Below are 18,925 nucleotides of genomic sequence, written 5' to 3' on the forward strand. Positions count from 1 at the left end.
CGGGCCAGAGCGTCCGGCTTCGCACGGTCACGAAACGCCGCAGGGTGATCCTGCGGAGGATCATCCTGCGGCGGCAATCGACTCGGCTACGACCGACCCGGCTCTGCCCCTGAACCGGCCACGAGGCCGTACACGTCGGCCAGGCGGGCTCGGGCGGCGGACCAGGTGAGGTCGGCGAGGACGCGCTGCCGGCCGCGGTCGCCCATGGCGCGCGCGGCGTCCGGGTACTCCAGCAGGACGCGGAGCGCGCGGGCCAGCTCGGCGGGGCGGTCGGCGGCGACCAGCCGGCCGTGTTCGCCGTCGGTCATCAGCTCGCGTACGGCGGGCAGGTCGGAGGCGACCACGGGGACGCCGGCGGCCATCGACTCAAGGATCTTCAGCGGCGCGCAGCCCTGGTCGAGGTTGCGCGCGCAGCCGGTGAGCGGGGCGGCGGAGACGGCCGCGCCGGCCAGCCAGGCGGCGACCTCCGGGTGCGGGAGCGTGAACCGCCAGACGAGGCGGTCCGCGACGCCGAGGCGTTCGGCGAGGCGGCGCAGCGGCCGGGCGCGGCGCTCGGGTACGGACGAGCAGATGACGAGCCGCAGGTCGGTCAGGTCCGCGAGCCGCGCGAACGCCCGGAGCAGCACGTCGACGCCCTGCCACGGCTGGAGGGCCCCGACGTAGATGAGGTACCGGTCGGGTGCCCCGTCCGGGCGCGCCGCGGTGTCCCGTACGTCGGCGCCGTTCGGCACCAGGTGGAGCTTGCTCTCCGGAACGCCCCGGCGGGACAGGGCCGACGCGATGACCCGCGAGGGCACGACGACCGCGTCGGCGCGATCCAGGCAGACGCGCTCGAGATCTGCGATCTTGGCGAGCGTGGCGGGCGTCACCGACGGCCGGGTGTGCGCCAGCTCCACCGAGGGCAGGCCGTTGACCTCGTAGACAACGCGATATCCCCGGTCGGGGAGGGTGACCACGGGCAGCGCGCTCCACGGGTCGCGGACGTGGCAGATCCGCAGGGTCGCCCGGTGGGGCTCCAGGTGCGCGGCGACCCACCGGGAGAACGCCTCCGCGCGCTCGAGCAGGTTCGGGATCTGCTCGCCGAAGCGGGCGATCTCGACGCCGCCGGGCTCCCGCTGGTAGCGCGGCAGGCCCCCGCCGCCGAGCACGCCGAGCAGGCCGCCGTCGTACCGGGCGAACAGCTCGGCCGCCATGTGGCCGATGTGCACGGCCGATCCCTTGCTGGACGGGAAGCGATCGAACGCGAAGTACGCGGCGCGGACGCCCGTGGGTGCTTCCTCGGTCATGCCCCGGGCTCCGTACGCGAGGACGCCGCACGAACCACACCGTGCTCTTCATCGGCCGCCCCACGGGGCACCGTACGAACGTACGCGGCGCGGACCACCGCGGGCGCTCCATCGGTCATGCCCCGGGCTCCGTACGCGAGGACGCCACCCGGACCACACCGTGCTCTTCGACGGGAGGCCGTACGGACGTACGCGGCGCGGGCCACCGCCGGCGCTCCATCGGTCATGCCACGGGCTCCGTACGGTCGCGGTGCCAGCGGACCTGGTCGGGCAGGCCCTCGGCCAGGCCGATCCGCGCGGACCAGCCGAGCAGGCGCCCGGCCTTCGTCGTGTCGGCCCACGTACGCGCCGCGTCCCCGGCCGCCGGGGCGTGCTCGTGCACCAGCGGCCGTACGTCCAGCAGTCCGGCCAGCAGGGCGATGGCGTCCCGGACGGTGACGGACTCCGGGTGCCCGACGTTGAACACGGTTCCCGGTGGGAGGTCCGTGGTGGCCGCGGCGAGGGTCGCGGTGGTCACGTCGGCGACGTGGGTGAAGGCGCGCGACTGACCGCCGTCGCCGAAGACCGGCAGCGGCCTGCCGTCCCGCGCCGCCTCGATGAACCGGTGGAAGGCCATGTCGGGACGCTGCCGCGGGCCGTACACCGAGAAGTAGCGCAGGATCACGGTCCGCAGTCCCTCCTCCGCCGCCCGCGCGGCGAGGCGTTCGACGGCGACCTTCGTCGTCGCGTACGGGCTGGCGGGACGCGGAGGGTCGTCTTCACGGTGCGGGCGGGCATCGGCGGAGCCGTACACCGACGAGCTCGACGCGATCACCACACGCGGACGGCGGCCGGGCGCCACGGCTCGGCAGGCGTCGAGGAGACGCCGGGTCGCGGTGACGTTGTCGCGCTCGGCGACCGCTGCTCCGGCGCCCCAGGACGTGCGCACTCCGGGCCGGCCGGCCAGATGGACGACCGCGTCGGCCTCGGCGAGCTTGGTCAGGTCGTCCGTCGCCAGGTCGGTCTCGACGAGGGCGACGCCGGCCCGGTCGGCGAGGTGTGCCCAGGTGTCCCGTGCGACGTCCGGCGCGGCGGACCGGTGGAGGGCGTCGACGGCGAGCACCTCGTGGCCCGCGTCGGCCATCGCCTCCGCCACATGGCCGCCGATGAACCCGGCCGCCCCCGTCACCACCACCCGCACGGGGGCACCCTAGTCGACAGCGATCGTCCGGGAGGCGGTCCATTGTCCGATCCGGTGGATCAGCGCCGGAGTGGCGGCGCTCTCGGCGTGACCGTAGCCGGGTTCGATCCACAGCTCGCGCGGGTCGCGCGCCGCGCCGTACAGCTGTTCGGCGTGGTCGACCGGCAGGAACGGGTCTTGGTCGCCGTGCACGATGAGCAGCGGCGTCGGCGCGATGCGCCCCACGACCTCGTGCGGCGCCTCCGGCACCTTCGCCCAGGCGCCACCGGCGATCCGTGTCCTCCTGACGACGCGGGCGGCCAGGCGGCCCGATCGCTGCTCGATGGCCCAGTGGACACGGCGCATCGGCTTGGTGTCGCGGTAGTACCACCGGGCCGGGGCGCTCACCGCGACGACCGCGTCCACTCCTCCGTGCAGGGCCGCGTGGCGGACCACGACGGCCCCGCCCATCGAGAAGCCGACGAGCCCGACGCGCTCGTATCCGAGGTGACGGGCATGGCGGACCGCGGCGTCGACGTCGAGGATCTCCCGGTCGCCGACCGTGGACCGGCCGCCTGACCTCCCGTGGCCGCGAAAGTCGATCGCGATCACGCCGCCGGCCTTGTTGAGCACGGCGGCGATCCGGCGCGTGGTCGGCTGCCGCCACGCGCCGGTGAACCCGTGCGCGAGGACCAGGCACAGGCCGTCCGAGCCGGGCAGGTGACCGGCGTCGATCCGGACGCCGTCCATCGAATGCAGGGTCAAGGGCTGAACGCTCACACCGTTCATCGTGCCCGCCCCGGGCCGGCTGGGGGTGCCCGGGTGGATCTCCGTCCGGCTTCGCGGCGTCCAGACCTTGCGAGGCGCACTCTGGACGCGGCTCGCACGAACAAGATCCACCGGACACCCCAGCGCGGCCGTTCTCGGTCGGCGAGCGGCCTCGGCCCGGGAAGGACCGGTGCCCCGCCGACGGCGCCGTACGGCGGGTTCAGCGTCTGATGTAGTCGACGAGTTGTTCGCGTTCGGTCTCCAGCTCGGAGATCGTGCTCTTCACGACGTCGCCGATGCTGACGATTCCGACGAGACTCCCGTCGCGGACGACCGGGAGGTGACGGATGCGGTGCTCCGTCATCGTGACCCGCAGGCCGTCCACGTGGTCGCCGGGCGCGCACGTGCGCACCGGCGTGGTCATGATCGTCGACACCGGAGCGTCCAGCACCTCCGCGCCTCGCTCGCCCAGCCGTCGGACGATGTCACGCTCCGAGACGATGCCCTCGATCGTGTTGTGGTCGCTGGACACGACGACGGCACCGATGTTGTGCTCCGCGAGCAACGCGAGCAGCCGCCGTACGCTCTCGTTCGGAGCGATCGTGGCGACGTCCCCGCCCTTCGCGCGGAGAATCTCCGAAATTCGCATTTATCGACCTCCCGGCTGGTCGGGACTGGCATTACTACGCCAAGCATCCCCCCTCTCCGGGAAAACGTCACGGCTTCTGAGCAGCCGATCCGGCCGGCGCGGGAGTCTCGGACCCGCTCGCCGGGGGTGCGCCCTTCCGGCGGCCCGCCGCCAGATGGGCGTACACGATCGTGTTGTCGAGGTAGCTGTGACCGTCGAAGTCGCCACCGCACGTGATCAGGCGGAGCCCGGCGAACCCGAGATCGCCGTAGACGCGTTGGGTCGGAAAGTGCTTCTTGGAGACCCGCTCGACCGAGTCGACGGTGAACGCCGCGACCACGCCGTCCGTACGGGTCACCTCGACGGTGTCGCCGGGACGCAGGCTGCCGAGCCGGAAGAAAACGGCCGGACCCTTCTTGCTGTCGACGTGGCCGACGAGCACGGCGGGTCCGCGCTCGCCCGGCGACGGGCCCTTGTCGTACCAGCCGGCCAGATGCGCGCGCGACAGCGGCGGCACCCCTACGGATCCGTCGCGGTCGAGGCCGACCCGGAGCAGGCGCGCATGGACCCCGATCTTCGGGACGTCCAAGCGGACCGGTACAGAGGCCCCGAGGGCGGGCTGCGCCGACGGATCGACCGCGGCGCCCGACCGGGCGGCATGCGAATCCGGTCGCGGCGGTCCTGGGCTCTCACACGCGTCGAACCACAGGACCGCCGCGCCCGCCGCGATCAACCCGGCGGCCGCCCCGCCGCGGAGACGGCCGCCACGTGATCGTGATGATCGGCTACGAGCGGGCACCGGTCCGGATCCGCCGGCGAGCAAGCAGCCCCGTGCCGCCCAGGATCAAGGAGAGCCCGGCGACACCCAGCGGCACGTTCGATCCCTGACCACCGCCGAACCCGGCGTGCACGGCCCCGGACGGGACCCTGCCCACCTGGGCGCGCATGTGCATGGGCCGCGCGTGCTCCGGCTTCGCCTTCTCCTGCTCTTCGGAGCAGCAGCCGCCTTCCTGGTCGTCAGCGGCGACGTGGTCACCATCGCCACAGTGCTCGCCCTCACAGCCCGAGTCGCCGAACGCGAAGGGACCGATGCCGTGGCCGTGGCGGTGGCGGTGGCGGAAGCCGCCACAGAAGTCACCGTCGCAGTGGTGCTGGCGGAGATCGCCGTCGCGGTCGCCGTCGCCGTCGCCGCCACCGTCGCCATCGCCGTCACCGTCGCCGTCCCGGCGGACCAGGGACACCTTGTGCGCACCCTCAGGGATCAGCGCCTGGTGGGCTCCCGTGTTAACGGCAACGTGCTGCACCCGCTGGTGCAGCGCCTCGTGAGCACCGGTGTGAGACGCCACGCCCAGAGCGGGTGAAGCCAGCCCGATCGTCAGTGCGGCCGCTGAAGCGGTTGTCAGGGTCAGGGTTTCGACCCTCATGAGTACCCCCTTGATGTCAGCGGCAGCCCGGACTGCTCCCTGGCTGCCGGCATCGCCACCGCCCCCCTCATTCCCCCATCGCGGACACCGCGACCAATGTCTCTATGCTCTTGATCAAATGATTACGGTGAGACCAGGACGCTTAGTACGATCGACCGCCCGGCCATTTCAGGAAAGACGGCGACAGGTCACCATCGGCCGAATTCAGCGAATTTCTCCTGACCTACGGAGATGCCTGTGACCTGCCAGGATGAGCCGGATCCGGCGTTGGCCGGCGGTGGTCGCGACGGCTTCAGCCGCATCCGTGGCTTTTCGTACCCGATCGCGAGTCACGCCAGACAACGGGGCATAAGTGCCGACGGGAAGGCCGTGCCGTAATCAGTCACCGATCCGATGAGCGGGGCAGGCGGCGAATCACATACAAGGCGGCAAATCGCCCCGGATTAGCCTTCTCGGTGGATATACCGCGCCGATCGGCGACCGCCTCCCGCGTCCGCTCACGCCGAAAGGCACTCCGGCGGGCACGGCCGCGTCGGCAGGTCCACGTCGAGCCGGTCCACCTCGAGCCGGCGTCCCGCGGACTGCCGGTGTCCGAGCCGCCGTTCCCCGGACTCCGGGTCTCCGGCCTGCCGGTCTCGAGGCCTCCGGTGCCCGGCGTGCCCGTCCCCGAGCCGCCGCTCCCCGGCGTGCCGGCCCACGGCCGGCCGCTCCCCGGGCTGCCAACCCACGGCCTGTCGATTCCCGGCCGACCGGTCCACGGCCGACCGGTCCACGGCCGACTGGCCCACGAGCTGCCGGTCCTCGGACGGCCGGTCCACGAGCTGTCGCTCCCCGGCCGATCCGTCCACCAACTGCCGGTCCACGGCCGACCGGTCCACGAGCTGCCGGTCCCCAGCGTGCCGGTCCACGGCCCGCCGCTCCCCGGACGGCCGGTCCACCAGCGGCTGGTTTCCGGCGTGCCGGTCGATGGCCTGCGGCTCTCCGGCCGGCCCATCGCCAGGCCTCCGGTCAGCGGCCTTCCGCTTCCGGGGCTGCCGGTCGGCAGGCCGCCGGTCCGCAGGCCGCCGCCTGCGCCGCGACGGGCGCCGGCGCGGCCAGCGCTCGCGCTGCCGGGCCCGGTGCTCGACGCGGAGCTGGTCGATGAGCCGGTGCAGGTGGACGAGCAGGGCACCGCGGAGCGCCCACTCGACCGCGTCGTCGACGGGAAGGTTCTGGAGGATCCCCGCGATGTCGTCCCGATGCCGCTCGGCCGCCGCCAGCGCCCTCCGGAGCTCCTTCTCCGCGTAATCCGGATCGCCGGCCACCTCGCAGCGGACCATGTGACCGTAGGCCCGGATCGCGTCCGCGAGGTCGTCCAGGACGGCGGCGAGCACCTCGTGCCCGTGCTGCCCGTACACCGGGTCACCGGCCCGCATCCCGTCCACGACGGCGCGGGCGAGCCCCCGCAGGTAGACCTGGAAGTGCTCCAGCGACTCCAGGCCAGTGCTCAGCGCGACGCCGGCGTGTACGAGACCGACCGCCCGGGGGTTGAGCTTGATGCTGTCCTCGGCGTCCTCGAGGGCCCGGCGCACCCGGCCGATCTCCCGACCGAGTTCCCGGGACCGCCGGAGCCAGTCGCACGCCTGGTCGCGGGACGGTTCGCCGCGCAGTCCCACCGCCATCCGGTCGAGCACGTCGGCCATCCGCCGGCTCAGGTCCTGAACCGCCTCCTCCGCCGGCTGGACGCGTAGCGGGGACAGGATGAGGCCGGCGATCAGCCCGGTGCCCGCCCCGATGAGGGTCTCGACCACCCGGTCGGCGGCGTTGAAGTTGCTGGGCAGGGACAGGATCAGCATCGCGCTGATCGCCACCTCCAGCACTTGGTCGCCGAGGCGCAGCGCGAATCCGAGAAGCAGCGCCGACGCGATGGCCATGCCGAGGCTCCACCAGGTGAAGCCGACGACCTTGGCGAGCAGGACGGCGATCAGCACGCCGCCGACGACGCTGCCGATGCGCTGGACGGCGATGCGCACCGTCCGGTACAGCGTGACCTGCAGGACGAGGAGGGCCGTCAGCGGGGCCAGGGTCGGCCGGGCGCTCGTCATGGGGAGCACGCAGGCGACGAGGTAGGCGGCGACGGCCGTCGTCGTGAGCCGGGCGACCAGCGCCGTCTGCGGCTGTGCCTGGCGGCGGACGAGGTTGAAGGGTTGGACGACGCGTGCGGGAACGACAGTGGCGATGCTCATGAGGGAATCGACTCAGGGTGGGGGTCGAAGACAGGGGACAGACGACCGGAGGCAGCGGACCGTCGAAGGTCACAAGGGGTACCGGCCGAGAGACGACCCGGGGCCGTCGGGCGCGCCCGAGAGGCCGGGCCGCGCCTGCCCGGGGATCCCGGGCACGTAGGGTTTCATCGCGTACGGCCGTGCGGATATTCCAGGGGGTCGCCGGGTTTACCGAAGAGAGCCGTCTGATCTACCAAAGAGAGGTTCAGCGAAGAGACGCGAGCCCTGCGCGGGCGGCGGCGATCGCGTTGGTCAGACAGCGCTGCTGGCTCGCGGACCGGTCGCTGTCCGCCGGTTGCTCCTCGGTGTACTGCACCCGCAGGACGACGTTGCGGTATCGCACGGTGGCCTCGCCCACCGCGATCCGGACGTCCCGGTCGATCCAGTATCGCTCGAACGCCGCGTCGCCGAGGCCGCCGATCCGGCGCAGCGAACTCGTGTCGGCGGTCAGGTCCTTCTCCGCCTGCTTCCACTGCGCCTCGAACGACCAGATCGTCATCCCGGTGGCCTGATCGTGCATGTACTTGGGCAGGAAGGCCCGCGCGTCGACCTGCACGGCGCGGAAGGCGCGCCCCTTTGTGAATGAGTACTTGCATAGGCCGGCCGTCTCGGCGCCCATCCTGTCGATCTTCGGCGTGGTCGTAGGGACCAGCCGCCGTACGGTGTCGGCGGGCAGGATCGCGCACGCGGACGGCAGAGTCGCGAACACCGGCGGCTGCGCCACCCTGCGCGGCGTGTCGGCCGCCCGGGACCCGGTCGTGGCCGGATGCGACCGTGACGGCGACGCCTCCGGCCGGCCACCCCAGCGGCCGAACACGAAGACGGCGGCGGCCGCCAGGCCCACCGCCACCACGACGAACGCGGTGACCACGAGGCCGGTCGTACGCGGCCGGCGGCTCTTGGTCCTCGGCGCCTCCGGGGGTGAGTACACCCTGTGGAACGGCTCCGGTAGCCGCGGCAGTCCCAATCCCTCTCCCCACTCCTGCTCCCCGGACGGCCCGGGATGTCGGCTCGATGCGACCGTAACCGGCGATTCCCTCCCGAAACCAGATCCATACGCGTCTGGCAAGCGTGTCATGGTCGCGTGCCCCTCCCCATTCGCCGCAGCCCCCTGCTCGCTCGCCACGCGCTCACGGTCGCGCTCCCCTCCCCACCCGCTCCGCGGCCGGCTCGTCCCTCACCGACCACGTGCTGGTCTCCAACCCCCTGTCCGGGGGCCCACCCCCAGCCTCCTGCTCGCTCGTCGGCTCGCTGCGCTCACGGTCGCGCTCCCCTCACCGACCGCTCCGCTCGCTCGTCGGCTCGCTGCTCCATGCCATGGCGCTCCTCGCCTCCTCCGGTCGCCGACACCGGAAACCGGTACCTCCGCCTTCGCCGGCCGCCGGTGCCTCCAGGACGGGCTCACCCGATTGTCGGTCGCAGGAGTCAGAATGGAATGTGCTGTTGAGCGAGATCACCGAGACCTCACAGGCCGTGGCCGCGACCTCCGGGCGCCGGGCGAAGATCGAGCTGCTCGCCGCCTGCCTGCGTGACGCCGGCCCGGTCGAGACCGCGATCGCGGTGGCCTACCTCTCCGGTGAGCTGCCACAACGCCAGATCGGCGTCGGCTGGGCGGCGCTTCGCGACCGGCCGTCCGCGGCGGCGGAGGCGACCCTGACCGTCGCCGAGGTCGACGCCGCGTTCACCGCGATCGGCGCCGTCTCGGGTAAGGGTTCCGTCACCGCCCGGCGACATCTGGTGGGTGAATTGTTCTCCCGTGCGACGGCCTCCGAGCAGAGCTTCCTCCTCCGCCTGCTGTCCGGTGAGCTTCGGCAGGGCGCTCTCGACGGTGTGATGGCCGACGCCATCGCGGCCGCCGCCGACGTGCCCGCCGTCGAGGTGCGCCGGGCCGTGATGTTCCGCGGTTCGCTCGGCGCGGTCGCCGCGGCCGCGCTGTCCGAGGGCAGCGCCGGGCTTCGCGCGTTCGGGCTGGAGGTCGGGCGCCCGGTCAAGCCGATGCTCGCCGCCAGCGCGCCGTCCATCGAGGCGGCGCTGGAGAAGGTGAGCCCCGCGGCCGTCGAGTGGAAGCTCGACGGCATCCGGGTCCAGGCGCACGTGTCCGAGGGCGAGGTCCGCCTGTTCACCCGCACCCTGGACGACATCACCACCCGGCTGCCCGAGACCGTCACCGCCCTAGGCGCGCTGCCCGTACGGACGGCCGTCTTCGACGGTGAGCTGATCGCGCTGGACGACGACGGCCGTCCCCACCCGTTCCAGGTCACCTCCGCCCGCGTCGCCAGCCACGGCGTGCGGCCGGGCTCCGAGCAGGCCGTACCGCTGTCGGTGTTCCTGTTCGACGTGCTCCACCTCGACGGCGAGGATCTGATCGACCTGCCGGGCGAGAAGCGCAACGAGGCTCTCGCCCGCGTCGTCCCCGAGCCGCTGCGCATGCCGCGGATCGTCACGGCGTCCGTCGACGAGGCCGGCGCGTTCTTCCGCGACGCTCTGGCCCACGGCCACGAGGGCGTGCTGGTCAAGTCGCTCGACACCCCCTACACCGCCGGCCGTCGCGGCGCCGGGTGGATCAAGGTGAAGCCCCGCCACACGCTGGACCTGGTCGTCCTGGCCGTCGAATGGGGTCACGGCCGCCGCCGCGGGAAGCTGTCCAACCTGCACCTCGGCGCACGCGACCCCGAGACCGGCGGGTTCGTGATGCTGGGCAAGACGTTCAAGGGCCTGACCGACGAGATGCTCGCCTGGCAGACGGAGCGCCTGCTCGCGCTGGAGTCGCATCGCGACGACTTCACCGTCTACGTACGGCCCGAGCTCGTCGTCGAGATCGCCTTCGACGGCGTGCAGCGCAGCCCGCGGTATCCCGGCGGGATGGCGCTGCGGTTCGCCCGGGTGCTCCGTTACCGGCCGGACAAGTCCGCTGCCGAGGCCGACACGGTCGACAGCGTGCGCACCATCGCCGGCTTCCCCTCCTGACCGCCCCTACGGGGTGCCGCCGCGGTCCAGGCGGCGGCGCGAACCCACGGACCGCTCGTGGGAGATCAGATCGTGGCGGCCGGCGATGAACTCCTGCACCCAGATCTTGGCGCGGATCATCGGGCGGCGGATGCGCTGCTCACGGCGGAGCGCCCGGCGGAACTTCCGCGTGCCCGGCCGGTACCTCCACCGGGCCCAGGGCGAGCCCGGGCGGGCCAGCCGGAAGGCGCTGAAGACGAGGACGACCGGCACGAACAGGCCGAACAGCCCCGTCCAGATCTTGCCCTTGAACAGCGTGACGATCGCCAGCGCCAGGTTGGCCATGATGTTGGTGAGGACGACGAGGAAGACGTCGACGGGGACGGTGGCGTTCGGCCGCAGATCGTGGACGTCGCTGAGGCCGATCGGGCGGACGCCGACCAGGATCAGGCCCGTGACCGCGATCGCGATGAACACCGCGTCGACGGAGGCGCGCCCCTCCTCCATCCAGTAGACGTCGCGCAGATGCAGGATCAGCGCGAACTCGTCGAGGACCAGCGCGGCACCCACCCCGAACACCGAGGCCGCGCCGGCGTACCACGTCGTATAGGTGTCCGGGATGGACAGCCCGGCGACGCCCCCGATCAGCATCAGCACCACGCCGAACACCACGTGGTGGATGTGCAGGTCACCGACCTCGACGTTCTTGAACCACCAGCGCACCTTGGCGCGGATCAGGCGCACGTTGATGCGCACGACGACGAACGTGACGATGAACGCCACGAAGAAGCAGAACAGCGGCAGCCGCCCCGTCTGGACGATGCGCTCGCTGAGAAATCCCTCCACTTTGGCCCCCGACGTCATACGTCCTCATCATGACCCATTCCGGTCGGCCATAACGCTTGGCGTCGGGGGCGCCGCCCGGTTCGGGAGGCTACAGGCGGCGTCAGCCGTTGAGGCGTACCGGATTCACGAGATCGGCGTAGATCAGCAGGGCGCCCATCGTGATGATCACCACGGCCATGGCGTACGTCAGCGGGAGCGCCTTGGCCACGTCGACGTGGCCCGGGTCCGGCCGGCGGGTGATCCGGGCGATGCCCTTCTTCAGCGCCTCCCACAGCGCGCCCGCGATGTGCCCGCCGTCCAGCGGCAGCAGCGGCACCAGGTTGAACATGCCCACCGCGAAGTTGACCGTGCCGAGCATCATGAGGAAGAACGCGAGCTTGTCCAGCCCCGGCTCCTTCGACGCGGCGATCTCCCCGCCGATCCGGCTGGCCCCGACGACGCCGATGGGGCCGTTCGGGTCGCGTTTCTTGTCGCTGAAGGCGGCGTTCCAGACGCCGACCATCTTCTTCGGCATGTTGACCAGGGAGCCGACGGTGCGCTTCGTCAGGTCGGTCATCGTGCTGACGACCACGCCCGGCCCCTGGCGTTCGCGGGCGCTCGTCGGGCTGATCCCGAGGAACCCGACGGTCTCGGTCTTGTCCGGGTCGGTCAGCGACTGCATCTGGTTGGTGGTGACGGGAACGCTCAGCGAGACGTCCTCGGCGCCCCGGTGGACCACGACCGGCACCGTACGCCCGCCGGACGCCCGGATCAGGCCCTGCAACTGCTGGTACGAGTGGATCTTGTGGCCTTCGTAGGAGACGATCCGGTCCCCGGCCTGTAGCCCCGCCTTGACGGCGGGCGTCACCGGGTCGCCGGCCCGGCAGTCGCGGCCCGCCTGCGCGGCCGGGATCGTGCACTTCGACACCGACGCGATCACCGGCTGCAGCGTCGACACGCCGATCCCCATGACGACGATGCTGATGAACACGAACGCCAGCAGCAGGTTCATGAACGGCCCGGCGAACATGATGATGACCTTCTGCCACCACTTCTTGCGGTAGAAGACGCGGTCCTCGTCGCCCGGCCCGACCTCTTCCAGGGCGGCGCCGCGCGCCGACTCGATGAGCCCCTGGAACGGCCCGGTGGACGACTGGCGGACCGTGCCCGGCTCGTCGCCCTTCCGCGGCGGCAGCATCCCGATCATGCGGATGTACCCGCCCAGCGGGATCCACTTGACGCCGTACTCGGTCTCGCCCTTGCGCCGGGACCACAGGGTGGGCCCGAAGCCGACCATGAACTGCGGGACACGGACGCCGAAGAGCTTCGCGAAGGACATGTGGCCCAGCTCGTGCAGGGCGATCGAGGCGAGCAGCCCGAGGAAGAAGACGACGATGCCCACCACGAAAAGCACGCTCATTGCCCGCACACGCTCCTCACCCGTCGGGCCGCCGGCGTCCGCCGGACGCCACGCGACCTGGCCGCTCCGCTCGCCGTGCCGCGCACGCTCACCGAAGGCCTCCGAGATCTCGACCGGTCAAGCGTATGCCGAAAACCAGCGCTCCATGGCCGCGAGCGCTCCTGCGGGCCGTCTCCGCTCGGCTCGGCGATCCTTACCCCGGCGGTCACCCCGCCCGCCCGGCGGGCGGAGCCCTTCGGTGAACGCCGCGGGAACGCCGGGCCGCGCCCGGACATTCCGGGCGAGCCAGATGGCTCGCCCGGCTTCCGAGCCTTCCGTACGGGGCCCGCTGAGCCCGGGTCCCGTACGGCCGGGGCTGTCGGTCAGGGGGCTCCGGCGTGGGTGAGCGTCTCCCAGGCGAGGAAGTAGCTCGCGCCGGCGGGCCGGTCCTTGGCGACCAGCTTCGCCGTCTGGGGCAGGGAGACCTTCAGCCGGCCGTGGTACTCGTTGTAGCCGACCTCGAGCACCGGCCCGAGCCCGCGCTTAAGCGTGCCCTTGCAGAGCCACGACGGCGCCTTGGCGCCCAGCTCGTACGTGGCGTGGAACTCCAGTGCCTTCGTCAGCCGCGCGCGGCCCTCGCCGTACAGGTCCACGCCCTGAAGCCGAGCCGTCTCGGCGACGTGCAGCGCCGCGTCGATGCCCCAGCCGGTGTGACCGAAGTCGCGGCAGGTCTCCTGGGCCAGGCCGTCGACGAACGTGGTCTGCCCCTGCCAGTACTTGATGATCTCCGCCTTGGTGTCGATCTGGCCGCCCGGCGGAGGCTTCGGCAGGGCGCCGTCGGACTTCAGGTAGAAGTACGCGGGCAGGCGCTTCCGCCACAGGGCGACGGCCTTGTCGAACGACGTGTGGTCGTCGAGGAACACCGCGATCCCGATCGCGGCGTCCGTCATGATCAGTTCCCAGTTGCCGTTGGTGCCGTTCGGCCGGCCCTTGATCACGGTGGGCAGGTAGACGGTGCGCAGCATGGTCGCGAAGCGCTTCTCCTGCGCCCACGTGCCCGTGTAGGTGTGTTTGATCAGCTCGCCGGCGCGCGCGAAGGACGAGCCGGACCAGCCGGTCTGCAGCGGGGCGTTGTGGTTCGTGTGCTCCTTGATGACGGCCGACCAGGCGTCCATGATCTGGATCGCTTTCTTGGCGTACCGGTCGTCGCGGGAGATGTACCAGATCAGGGCGTCGGTGTAGGCGGCGAGGGCGTCCTCGCGCTCGTCGGAACACCCGTGGTTCGGGTTGGACCCCGAGCCGCACTCGACGGTGGCGCGCGGCTTCGGGGTACGGGAAAGCGACCCGTACGCGCTCGCGCGCATCGTGTCGTACGCCTTCTTCCACGGCTGGGCGCCGGCCTTGACCTTCGCCCGGGCGAAGTCGAGCTCGGAGCGTCCGACCAGGACGCCCGGGTGCTGGAAGGCGGCCTGGGTGTTGGCGGCCGGTATGGCGGCGGTCCGTGTCGCCGGCGTGCCGCGGGAGGTCAGCACGGTGAGGGCCGCGACCGCCAGCGTGATCGCCACGCCGGTCAGGAGCCAGACCCGGGTGCGCGTGCGCGCCATGAGAGTCCTCTCGGAGGGGGTACTTAAGGATCTTGGGGCGCGGGCCATGCAACCGGCGTGGCAGGCCACGGTCAATCGGATCGCGGAAAAAGGGTTAATAAACCTTCCTATCAATACGTTTCGTGATCACGCGCTTCCGGACCGGGGCGGGTCGGCGGAACGCGCTGTTCCGCCGGTCCGCCGAGAGCCGGGTCGTCAGGATCCGTCGATCAGGTGCGTGGCGAGGTCGGGGCTGAACTGACCGGCCGGGATGCCCTGGCCGATCCCGCAGGATCCGTCGGAGTCGCCCGGGACCTTCACCCAAAGCAGCATCTCGGCCCCGCCACCGACCTGGGGCGTGACGCCGAGCTTGCGGCCGGCCGGGTTGCACCACTCCCCGTTCTTCGACCCGTTGCCGTTACGGCTGGTGTCGACGATGAACGGGACCTTGCTCGACAGCGAGGCGTTCACCGCCGTGCCGTAGGACTCCGACTCGTCGGTGGTGTAGTAGTTCGAGACGTTGACCGCGAAGCCCCGGACGTTGTGCACGCCGGCGGACTCCAGCCGCTGGGCCATCACGTCCGGGGCGATCCACTTGGCGTTGCCGGCGTCGAGGTACGCCCAGGTGTTCGGCGCCTTGGCCTTGAACTGCTCGGTGGCGAACTTCAGCAGGTCCAGGCGGAACTGCCGGTCCGTGTCGGCCGGAAGGCAGTCGAGCTGGGCGAGGGCGTCCGGTTCGATGACCACGACGGCGGGCCGTGATCCGATCGCGCCGGCGAACGCCGAGATCCACCCCTCGTACTTGTCCTTGTCCGAACCGCCCTTGGACTCGCCCGAGCAGTCCCGGCCGGGAATGTTGTACGCGACCAGGACGGGCAGCTTGTCGGCGGCGTCCGCGGCCCCGACGTACGCCGAGACCGCCGTTCCGATGTCGCCGCTCCAGTCACCGAACCAGCCCGCCGTCGGCTTGTCGGCGATCGCCGACTTGATCCGGGCGGCGCGCGCGTCACCGGGGTTGTCCCGTACCCATTTGGCGGGATTGGAGTCCGGGTCGACGTAGAAGCCGCTGGTCATGTCGATCGGGCTGCCGGCCGCGGCGGCGGGCGCCGCGGCGCGGGCCGCGACGGTGCCCGCCGCCTGACCGGGCGAACACGCTCCGGTCAGGCCGACGACGGCCGCCGCGCCGAGCGCGACCAAGCCGGTGATCCGCCGAGATGTCCTTGAGTGGGCCATGGAGTTCCTCACGCTCGATGCGATGGTGAAAGCCGTGCCCCCGCCGTCGCGCCCTCCCCCGCCGGCCGCTGGTTGATCAACATAATTCGCGATCTTCAGCGGCTGCCCGAGGTTCCACGGGAATTGAGCCGGAAGTCCCGGTCCGCCGCCGGCCGGCTCCCGGTACGCCACCCGGAGGCCCCCGGTACGCGACCTGCGGTGGCCCCGTTTCCCAGGCGGCCCCACGCTGCTAGCCTGGCCATGCCGTTGATCCCGCGCGGGAGAGCGACCTCGCCGCCAGCGAGGTACGCCGAAGGAGCAACTCCTCCCCGGAACCTCTCAGGCCAAAGGAACCGTGCGGACCAGGCGACCTCTGGAAAGCGGAGCGATGCTCCCGCCGAAGGTGCAAGCCCCCCGATCAGGGGGTGAAGCTCTCAGGCACCGATGACAGAGGGGGAGGGCACCGCGACCGCATTTCGCGCGCCAATGGGAGGATGGGATCCCGGCCGCCCGCGTGATAGGAGCCTGCCCCGATGTCCACGCCGGACGCCAAGAGAACACCGTTGCACGAGGTCCACGCCGAGCTCGGTGCCACGGTCACCGAGTTCGCCGGCTACCTCATGCCGCTGCGCTACGGAAGCGAGACCGCCGAGCACCAGGCCGTCCGCACCAGCGCGGGGCTCTTCGACCTGTCCCACATGGGAGAGATCTTCGTCACCGGCCCGCAGGCCGGGGCGGCCCTCGACCACGCGCTGATCGGGCACCTGTCCGTGCTCGCCGTCGGCCGGGCGCGCTACACGATGATCGTCGATCGGGCCGGGGGCGTCCTCGACGATCTGATCGTCTACCGGCTCGCTCCGGAGACCTTCATGGTGGTCGCGAACGCCGCCAACGCCGCGGTCGTTCGCGCCGAGCTCACCGAGCGGGCGAGCGGGTTCGACAAGGCCACCGTCGACGACCGCTCCAACGCGTACGCGCTCGTCGCCGTGCAGGGCCCGAAGGCCCAGGCCATCCTGGAGAAGCTCACCGACGCCGCGCTCGCCGACCTGAAGTACTACGCGATCCTGCCGGGGAAGGTCGCCGGGATCGACGCGCTGATCGCCCGCACGGGGTACACCGGCGAGGACGGTTTCGAGCTGTTCGTCGCGGCGGGTGACGCCGTGGCCGTCTGGCGCGCCGTCACGGAGGCCGGCGGCGACGACCTGCGGCCCGCCGGGCTGTCCGCGCGCGACACCCTCCGCCTCGAGGCCGGCATGCCGCTGTACGGCAACGAGCTGACCGCCGAGACCACCCCGTACGACGCCGGCCTCGGCCGTACCGTCAAGCTGGACAAGCCCGGTGACTTCGTCGGGCGCGCCGCGCTGTCCGCGCGCGCCGACACCCCGCCTGGGCGCACCCTCGTGGGGCTCGTCGCGCGGGGGCGGCGAGTGCCGCGGCACGGGTACGCCATCGTGACGGCGGACGGCACGCCCTGCGGGGTGGTGACCAGTGGTGCGCCGTCCCCGACACTGGGCAAACCCATCGCCATGGCCTACATCGACGTGGACCACGCCGAGGACACCGACCTCGCCGTGGACATCCGCGGTAACCACGAGCCGGTCGACAAGGTAGCGCTGCCATTCTACAGGAGGACTTCGTGAGCACCACCGTTCCCGAGACGCTTTCCTACACCCAGGAGCACGAGTGGATCACCGAGCCGTCCGACGGTGTGGTGACCGTCGGCATCACGGCGTACGCCGCTGACGCGCTCGGTGACATCGTGTACGTGTCGCTGCCGCAGGAGGGCGCGTCCGTCGAGGCCGGAGAGCCGTGTGGCGAGGCCGAGTCGACCAAGTCGGTGAGCGACATCTATGCGCCCGTCACCGGCGAGGTCGTCGCGGTCAACAGCGCCCTTGAAGAGGACCCGGCCGTGATCAACTCCGACCCGTACGGCGAGGGATGGCTGTTCCGGGTGCGCACCGGTGACGACCTGGGCGGCCTGCTCGACGCGCAGGCCTACTCGAAGCTCATCGAGGAGGCGTCATGAGCCTTTCCAACCTGCCTCTGTCGGAACTCGATCCGGAGGTCGCGTCCGCGATCGAGGACGAGCTGCGCCGCCAGCAGTCCACGCTGGAGATGATCGCCTCGGAGAACTTCGCTCCGATCGGCGTCCTCGAGGCGCAGGGCTCGGTGATGACCAACAAGTACGCGGAGGGGTACCCCGGCCGGCGTTACTACGGCGGATGCGAGTACGTCGACGTCACCGAGCAGCTGGCGATCGACCGGGCCAAGGAGCTGTTCGGCGCCGAGCACGCGAACGTGCAGCCGCACTCGGGCGCGCAGGCCAACATCGCGGTCTACTTCGCGCTGCTGGAGCCGGGCGACACGATCCTCGGCCTGGATCTCGCGCACGGCGGGCACCTGACCCACGGCATGCGGATCAACTACTCCGGCAAGATGTTCAACGTCGCGGCCTACCACGTGGGTCCCGACGGCCTCGTGGACATGGACGAGGTCGCCCGGCTGGCCCATGAGCACCGGCCCAAGATGATCGTCGCCGGCTGGTCCGCCTACCCGCGGCAGCTCGACTTCGCCGCGTTCCGGCGCGTCGCCGACGAGACCGGGGCGCTGCTCATGGTCGACATGGCCCACTTCGCGGGCCTGGTCGCGGCGGGCCTCCACCCGTCCCCGGTGCCGTACGCCGACGTCGTGACCACGACGACGCACAAGACGCTCTGCGGTCCGCGCGGCGGCCTCATCCTCTGCCGCGAGGAGTACGCCAAGAAGATCAACTCGGCGGTGTTCCCCGGCACGCAGGGCGGCCCGCTCGAGCACGTCATCGCCGCCAAGGCCGTCGCCCTCAAGATCGCCGCGTCCGAGGAGTTCGCCGAGCGGCAGGCCCGCACGATCGAGGGCGCCAAGATCCTCGCCGAACGGCTGCTCCGCGAGGACGCCGCCAAAGCGGGCGTCAAGGTGCTGACCGGCGGCACCGACGTGCACCTCGTCCTGGTCGACCTCGTCGACTCCGAGATCACCGGACGGGACGCCGAGGACCGCCTGCACGAGATCGGCATCACGGTCAACCGCAACGCCGTGCCGAACGACCCGCGGCCCCCGATGGTGACGTCCGGCCTCCGGATCGGCACGCCGGCGCTCGCCACGCGCGGGTTCCAGGCGGACGACTTCGCCGAGGTCGCCGACATCATCGCGCTGGCGCTGCAGCCGTCGTACGACTCGGCCGCGCTGGCCGCCCGGGTCCACGCGCTGGCCGACAAGCACCCGCTCTACCCCAGTCTGTAATGGGTGATCCACGATGACCATCGCCCCTGAGGGCCGGAAGTTGCTGCGTGTCGAGGCCCGTAACGCCGCGACCCCGATCGAACGCAAACCACCATGGATCAAGACCCGGCTGTCCATGGGCCCGCAATACCGCGAACTGACCGACCTGGTCC

16 protein-coding genes, 1 pseudogene and 1 riboswitch are annotated in these 18,925 nt (G+C 71.5%); of the genes and pseudogenes, 6 read left to right on the top strand and 11 right to left on the bottom strand.

Annotated elements, in window-relative coordinates; all coding sequences use genetic code 11:
* Nucleotides 1-86 precede the first annotated feature (86 nt).
* From ABEA24_RS47845 to ABEA24_RS47865, 5 genes are all read right to left on the bottom strand, one after another.
* Entirely contained in the window at nucleotides 87-1,286 is a 1,200-nt protein-coding gene (locus ABEA24_RS47845; RefSeq protein WP_345442086.1) for a glycosyltransferase family 4 protein, read from the bottom strand.
* Between the two features lie 223 nt (nucleotides 1,287-1,509).
* Complete coding sequence (locus tag ABEA24_RS47850; protein ID WP_345442089.1) at nucleotides 1,510-2,466, bottom strand: NAD-dependent epimerase/dehydratase family protein; 957 nt, start codon at nucleotides 2,464-2,466, stop codon at nucleotides 1,510-1,512.
* Between the two features lie 9 nt (nucleotides 2,467-2,475).
* The gene (locus ABEA24_RS47855; protein WP_425551326.1) at nucleotides 2,476-3,225 is read right to left on the bottom strand and encodes an alpha/beta hydrolase; all 750 of its coding nucleotides are present in this window, start codon (nucleotides 3,223-3,225) and stop codon (nucleotides 2,476-2,478) included.
* A gap of 208 nt (nucleotides 3,226-3,433) precedes the next feature.
* Entirely contained in the window at nucleotides 3,434-3,862 is a 429-nt protein-coding gene (locus tag ABEA24_RS47860) for a CBS domain-containing protein (RefSeq protein ID WP_345442092.1), read from the bottom strand.
* Between the two features lie 67 nt (nucleotides 3,863-3,929).
* Nucleotides 3,930-4,571, bottom strand: a complete 642-nt coding sequence (locus ABEA24_RS47865) for a class F sortase (protein WP_425551328.1) — start codon at nucleotides 4,569-4,571, stop codon at nucleotides 3,930-3,932.
* 232 nt (nucleotides 4,572-4,803) lie between these two features.
* Here ABEA24_RS47865 and ABEA24_RS47870 point away from each other — a divergent pair, with 232 nt between their 5' ends.
* Nucleotides 4,804-5,202: a hypothetical protein gene (locus ABEA24_RS47870; protein ID WP_345442097.1), complete on the top strand. Its 399-nt coding sequence runs from the start codon at nucleotides 4,804-4,806 to the stop codon at nucleotides 5,200-5,202.
* A gap of 560 nt (nucleotides 5,203-5,762) precedes the next feature.
* Here the strand turns inward: ABEA24_RS47870 and ABEA24_RS47875 are convergent.
* Entirely contained in the window at nucleotides 5,763-7,490 is a 1,728-nt protein-coding gene (locus tag ABEA24_RS47875) for an FUSC family protein (RefSeq protein WP_345442099.1), read from the bottom strand.
* A 244-nt stretch (nucleotides 7,491-7,734) separates the two neighbouring features.
* Nucleotides 7,735-8,496, bottom strand: a complete 762-nt coding sequence (locus ABEA24_RS47880) for a hypothetical protein (protein WP_345442101.1) — start codon at nucleotides 8,494-8,496, stop codon at nucleotides 7,735-7,737.
* Between the two features lie 470 nt (nucleotides 8,497-8,966).
* On the opposite strand from ABEA24_RS47880, the gene ABEA24_RS47885 reads away from it, so the two are divergent.
* On the top strand, nucleotides 8,967-10,496 hold the full coding sequence (locus ABEA24_RS47885; protein WP_345442104.1) for an ATP-dependent DNA ligase: 1,530 nt from the start codon (nucleotides 8,967-8,969) through the stop codon (nucleotides 10,494-10,496).
* Between the two features lie 6 nt (nucleotides 10,497-10,502).
* On the opposite strand, the gene ABEA24_RS47890 is transcribed toward ABEA24_RS47885, so the two are convergent.
* From ABEA24_RS47890 to ABEA24_RS47905, 4 genes are all read right to left on the bottom strand, one after another.
* Nucleotides 10,503-11,339, bottom strand: a complete 837-nt coding sequence (locus tag ABEA24_RS47890; protein WP_345442106.1) for a hypothetical protein — start codon at nucleotides 11,337-11,339, stop codon at nucleotides 10,503-10,505.
* Nucleotides 11,340-11,421: 82 nt separating this feature from the next.
* Complete coding sequence (locus ABEA24_RS47895; RefSeq protein WP_345442108.1) at nucleotides 11,422-12,720, bottom strand: M50 family metallopeptidase; 1,299 nt, start codon at nucleotides 12,718-12,720, stop codon at nucleotides 11,422-11,424.
* Between the two features lie 362 nt (nucleotides 12,721-13,082).
* Nucleotides 13,083-14,303, bottom strand: coding sequence for an alginate lyase family protein (locus tag ABEA24_RS47900; protein ID WP_345442111.1), 1,221 nt, complete (start codon nucleotides 14,301-14,303; stop codon nucleotides 13,083-13,085).
* 195 nt (nucleotides 14,304-14,498) lie between these two features.
* Nucleotides 14,499-15,515: a glycoside hydrolase family 6 protein gene (locus tag ABEA24_RS47905; protein WP_345442114.1), complete on the bottom strand. Its 1,017-nt coding sequence runs from the start codon at nucleotides 15,513-15,515 to the stop codon at nucleotides 14,499-14,501.
* A gap of 247 nt (nucleotides 15,516-15,762) precedes the next feature.
* A riboswitch (glycine riboswitch) is annotated at nucleotides 15,763-15,860 on the top strand.
* Nucleotides 15,861-16,027: 167 nt separating this feature from the next.
* Here ABEA24_RS47905 and gcvT point away from each other — a divergent pair.
* From gcvT to ABEA24_RS47925, 4 genes and pseudogenes are all read left to right on the top strand, one after another.
* Nucleotides 16,028-17,134, top strand: a complete 1,107-nt coding sequence (gcvT, locus tag ABEA24_RS47910; protein ID WP_345442117.1) for a glycine cleavage system aminomethyltransferase GcvT — start codon at nucleotides 16,028-16,030, stop codon at nucleotides 17,132-17,134.
* Nucleotides 17,131-17,520 carry a glycine cleavage system protein GcvH gene (gene gcvH, locus ABEA24_RS47915; protein WP_345442120.1) on the top strand — a complete coding sequence of 130 codons (390 nt, stop codon included), beginning with the start codon at nucleotides 17,131-17,133 and terminating at the stop codon, nucleotides 17,518-17,520. The genes gcvT and gcvH overlap by 4 nt, the downstream gene beginning before the upstream one ends.
* Nucleotides 17,517-18,773, top strand: coding sequence for a serine hydroxymethyltransferase (locus ABEA24_RS47920; RefSeq protein ID WP_345442123.1), 1,257 nt, complete (start codon nucleotides 17,517-17,519; stop codon nucleotides 18,771-18,773). Before gcvH ends, ABEA24_RS47920 begins: the two co-directional genes overlap by 4 nt.
* Nucleotides 18,774-18,786: 13 nt before the next feature.
* Nucleotides 18,787-18,925 (top strand): annotated as a pseudogene (locus ABEA24_RS47925) (lipoyl synthase); the annotation flags it as partial.

This window comes from Actinoallomurus vinaceus, from assembly GCF_039542055.1.
In the GTDB taxonomy this organism is placed as follows: domain Bacteria; phylum Actinomycetota; class Actinomycetes; order Streptosporangiales; family Streptosporangiaceae; genus Actinoallomurus; species Actinoallomurus vinaceus.

Excerpts from the sequence above, each read along its gene's own strand:
- ABEA24_RS47845 (WP_345442086.1), bottom strand. The coding sequence starts at position 1,286 with ATGACCGAGGAAGCACCCACGGGCGTCCGCGCCGCGTACTTCGCGTTC.
- ABEA24_RS47860 (WP_345442092.1), bottom strand. The coding sequence starts at position 3,862 with ATGCGAATTTCGGAGATTCTCCGCGCGAAGGGCGGGGACGTCGCCACG.
- ABEA24_RS47875 (WP_345442099.1), bottom strand. The coding sequence starts at position 7,490 with ATGAGCATCGCCACTGTCGTTCCCGCACGCGTCGTCCAACCCTTCAAC.
- ABEA24_RS47890 (WP_345442106.1), bottom strand. The coding sequence starts at position 11,339 with ATGACGTCGGGGGCCAAAGTGGAGGGATTTCTCAGCGAGCGCATCGTC.
- ABEA24_RS47895 (WP_345442108.1), bottom strand. The coding sequence starts at position 12,720 with ATGAGCGTGCTTTTCGTGGTGGGCATCGTCGTCTTCTTCCTCGGGCTG.
- ABEA24_RS47900 (WP_345442111.1), bottom strand. The coding sequence starts at position 14,303 with ATGGCGCGCACGCGCACCCGGGTCTGGCTCCTGACCGGCGTGGCGATC.
- ABEA24_RS47905 (WP_345442114.1), bottom strand. The coding sequence starts at position 15,515 with ATGGCCCACTCAAGGACATCTCGGCGGATCACCGGCTTGGTCGCGCTC.
- gcvT (WP_345442117.1), top strand. The coding sequence starts at position 16,028 with ATGTCCACGCCGGACGCCAAGAGAACACCGTTGCACGAGGTCCACGCC.
- ABEA24_RS47920 (WP_345442123.1), top strand. The coding sequence starts at position 17,517 with ATGAGCCTTTCCAACCTGCCTCTGTCGGAACTCGATCCGGAGGTCGCG.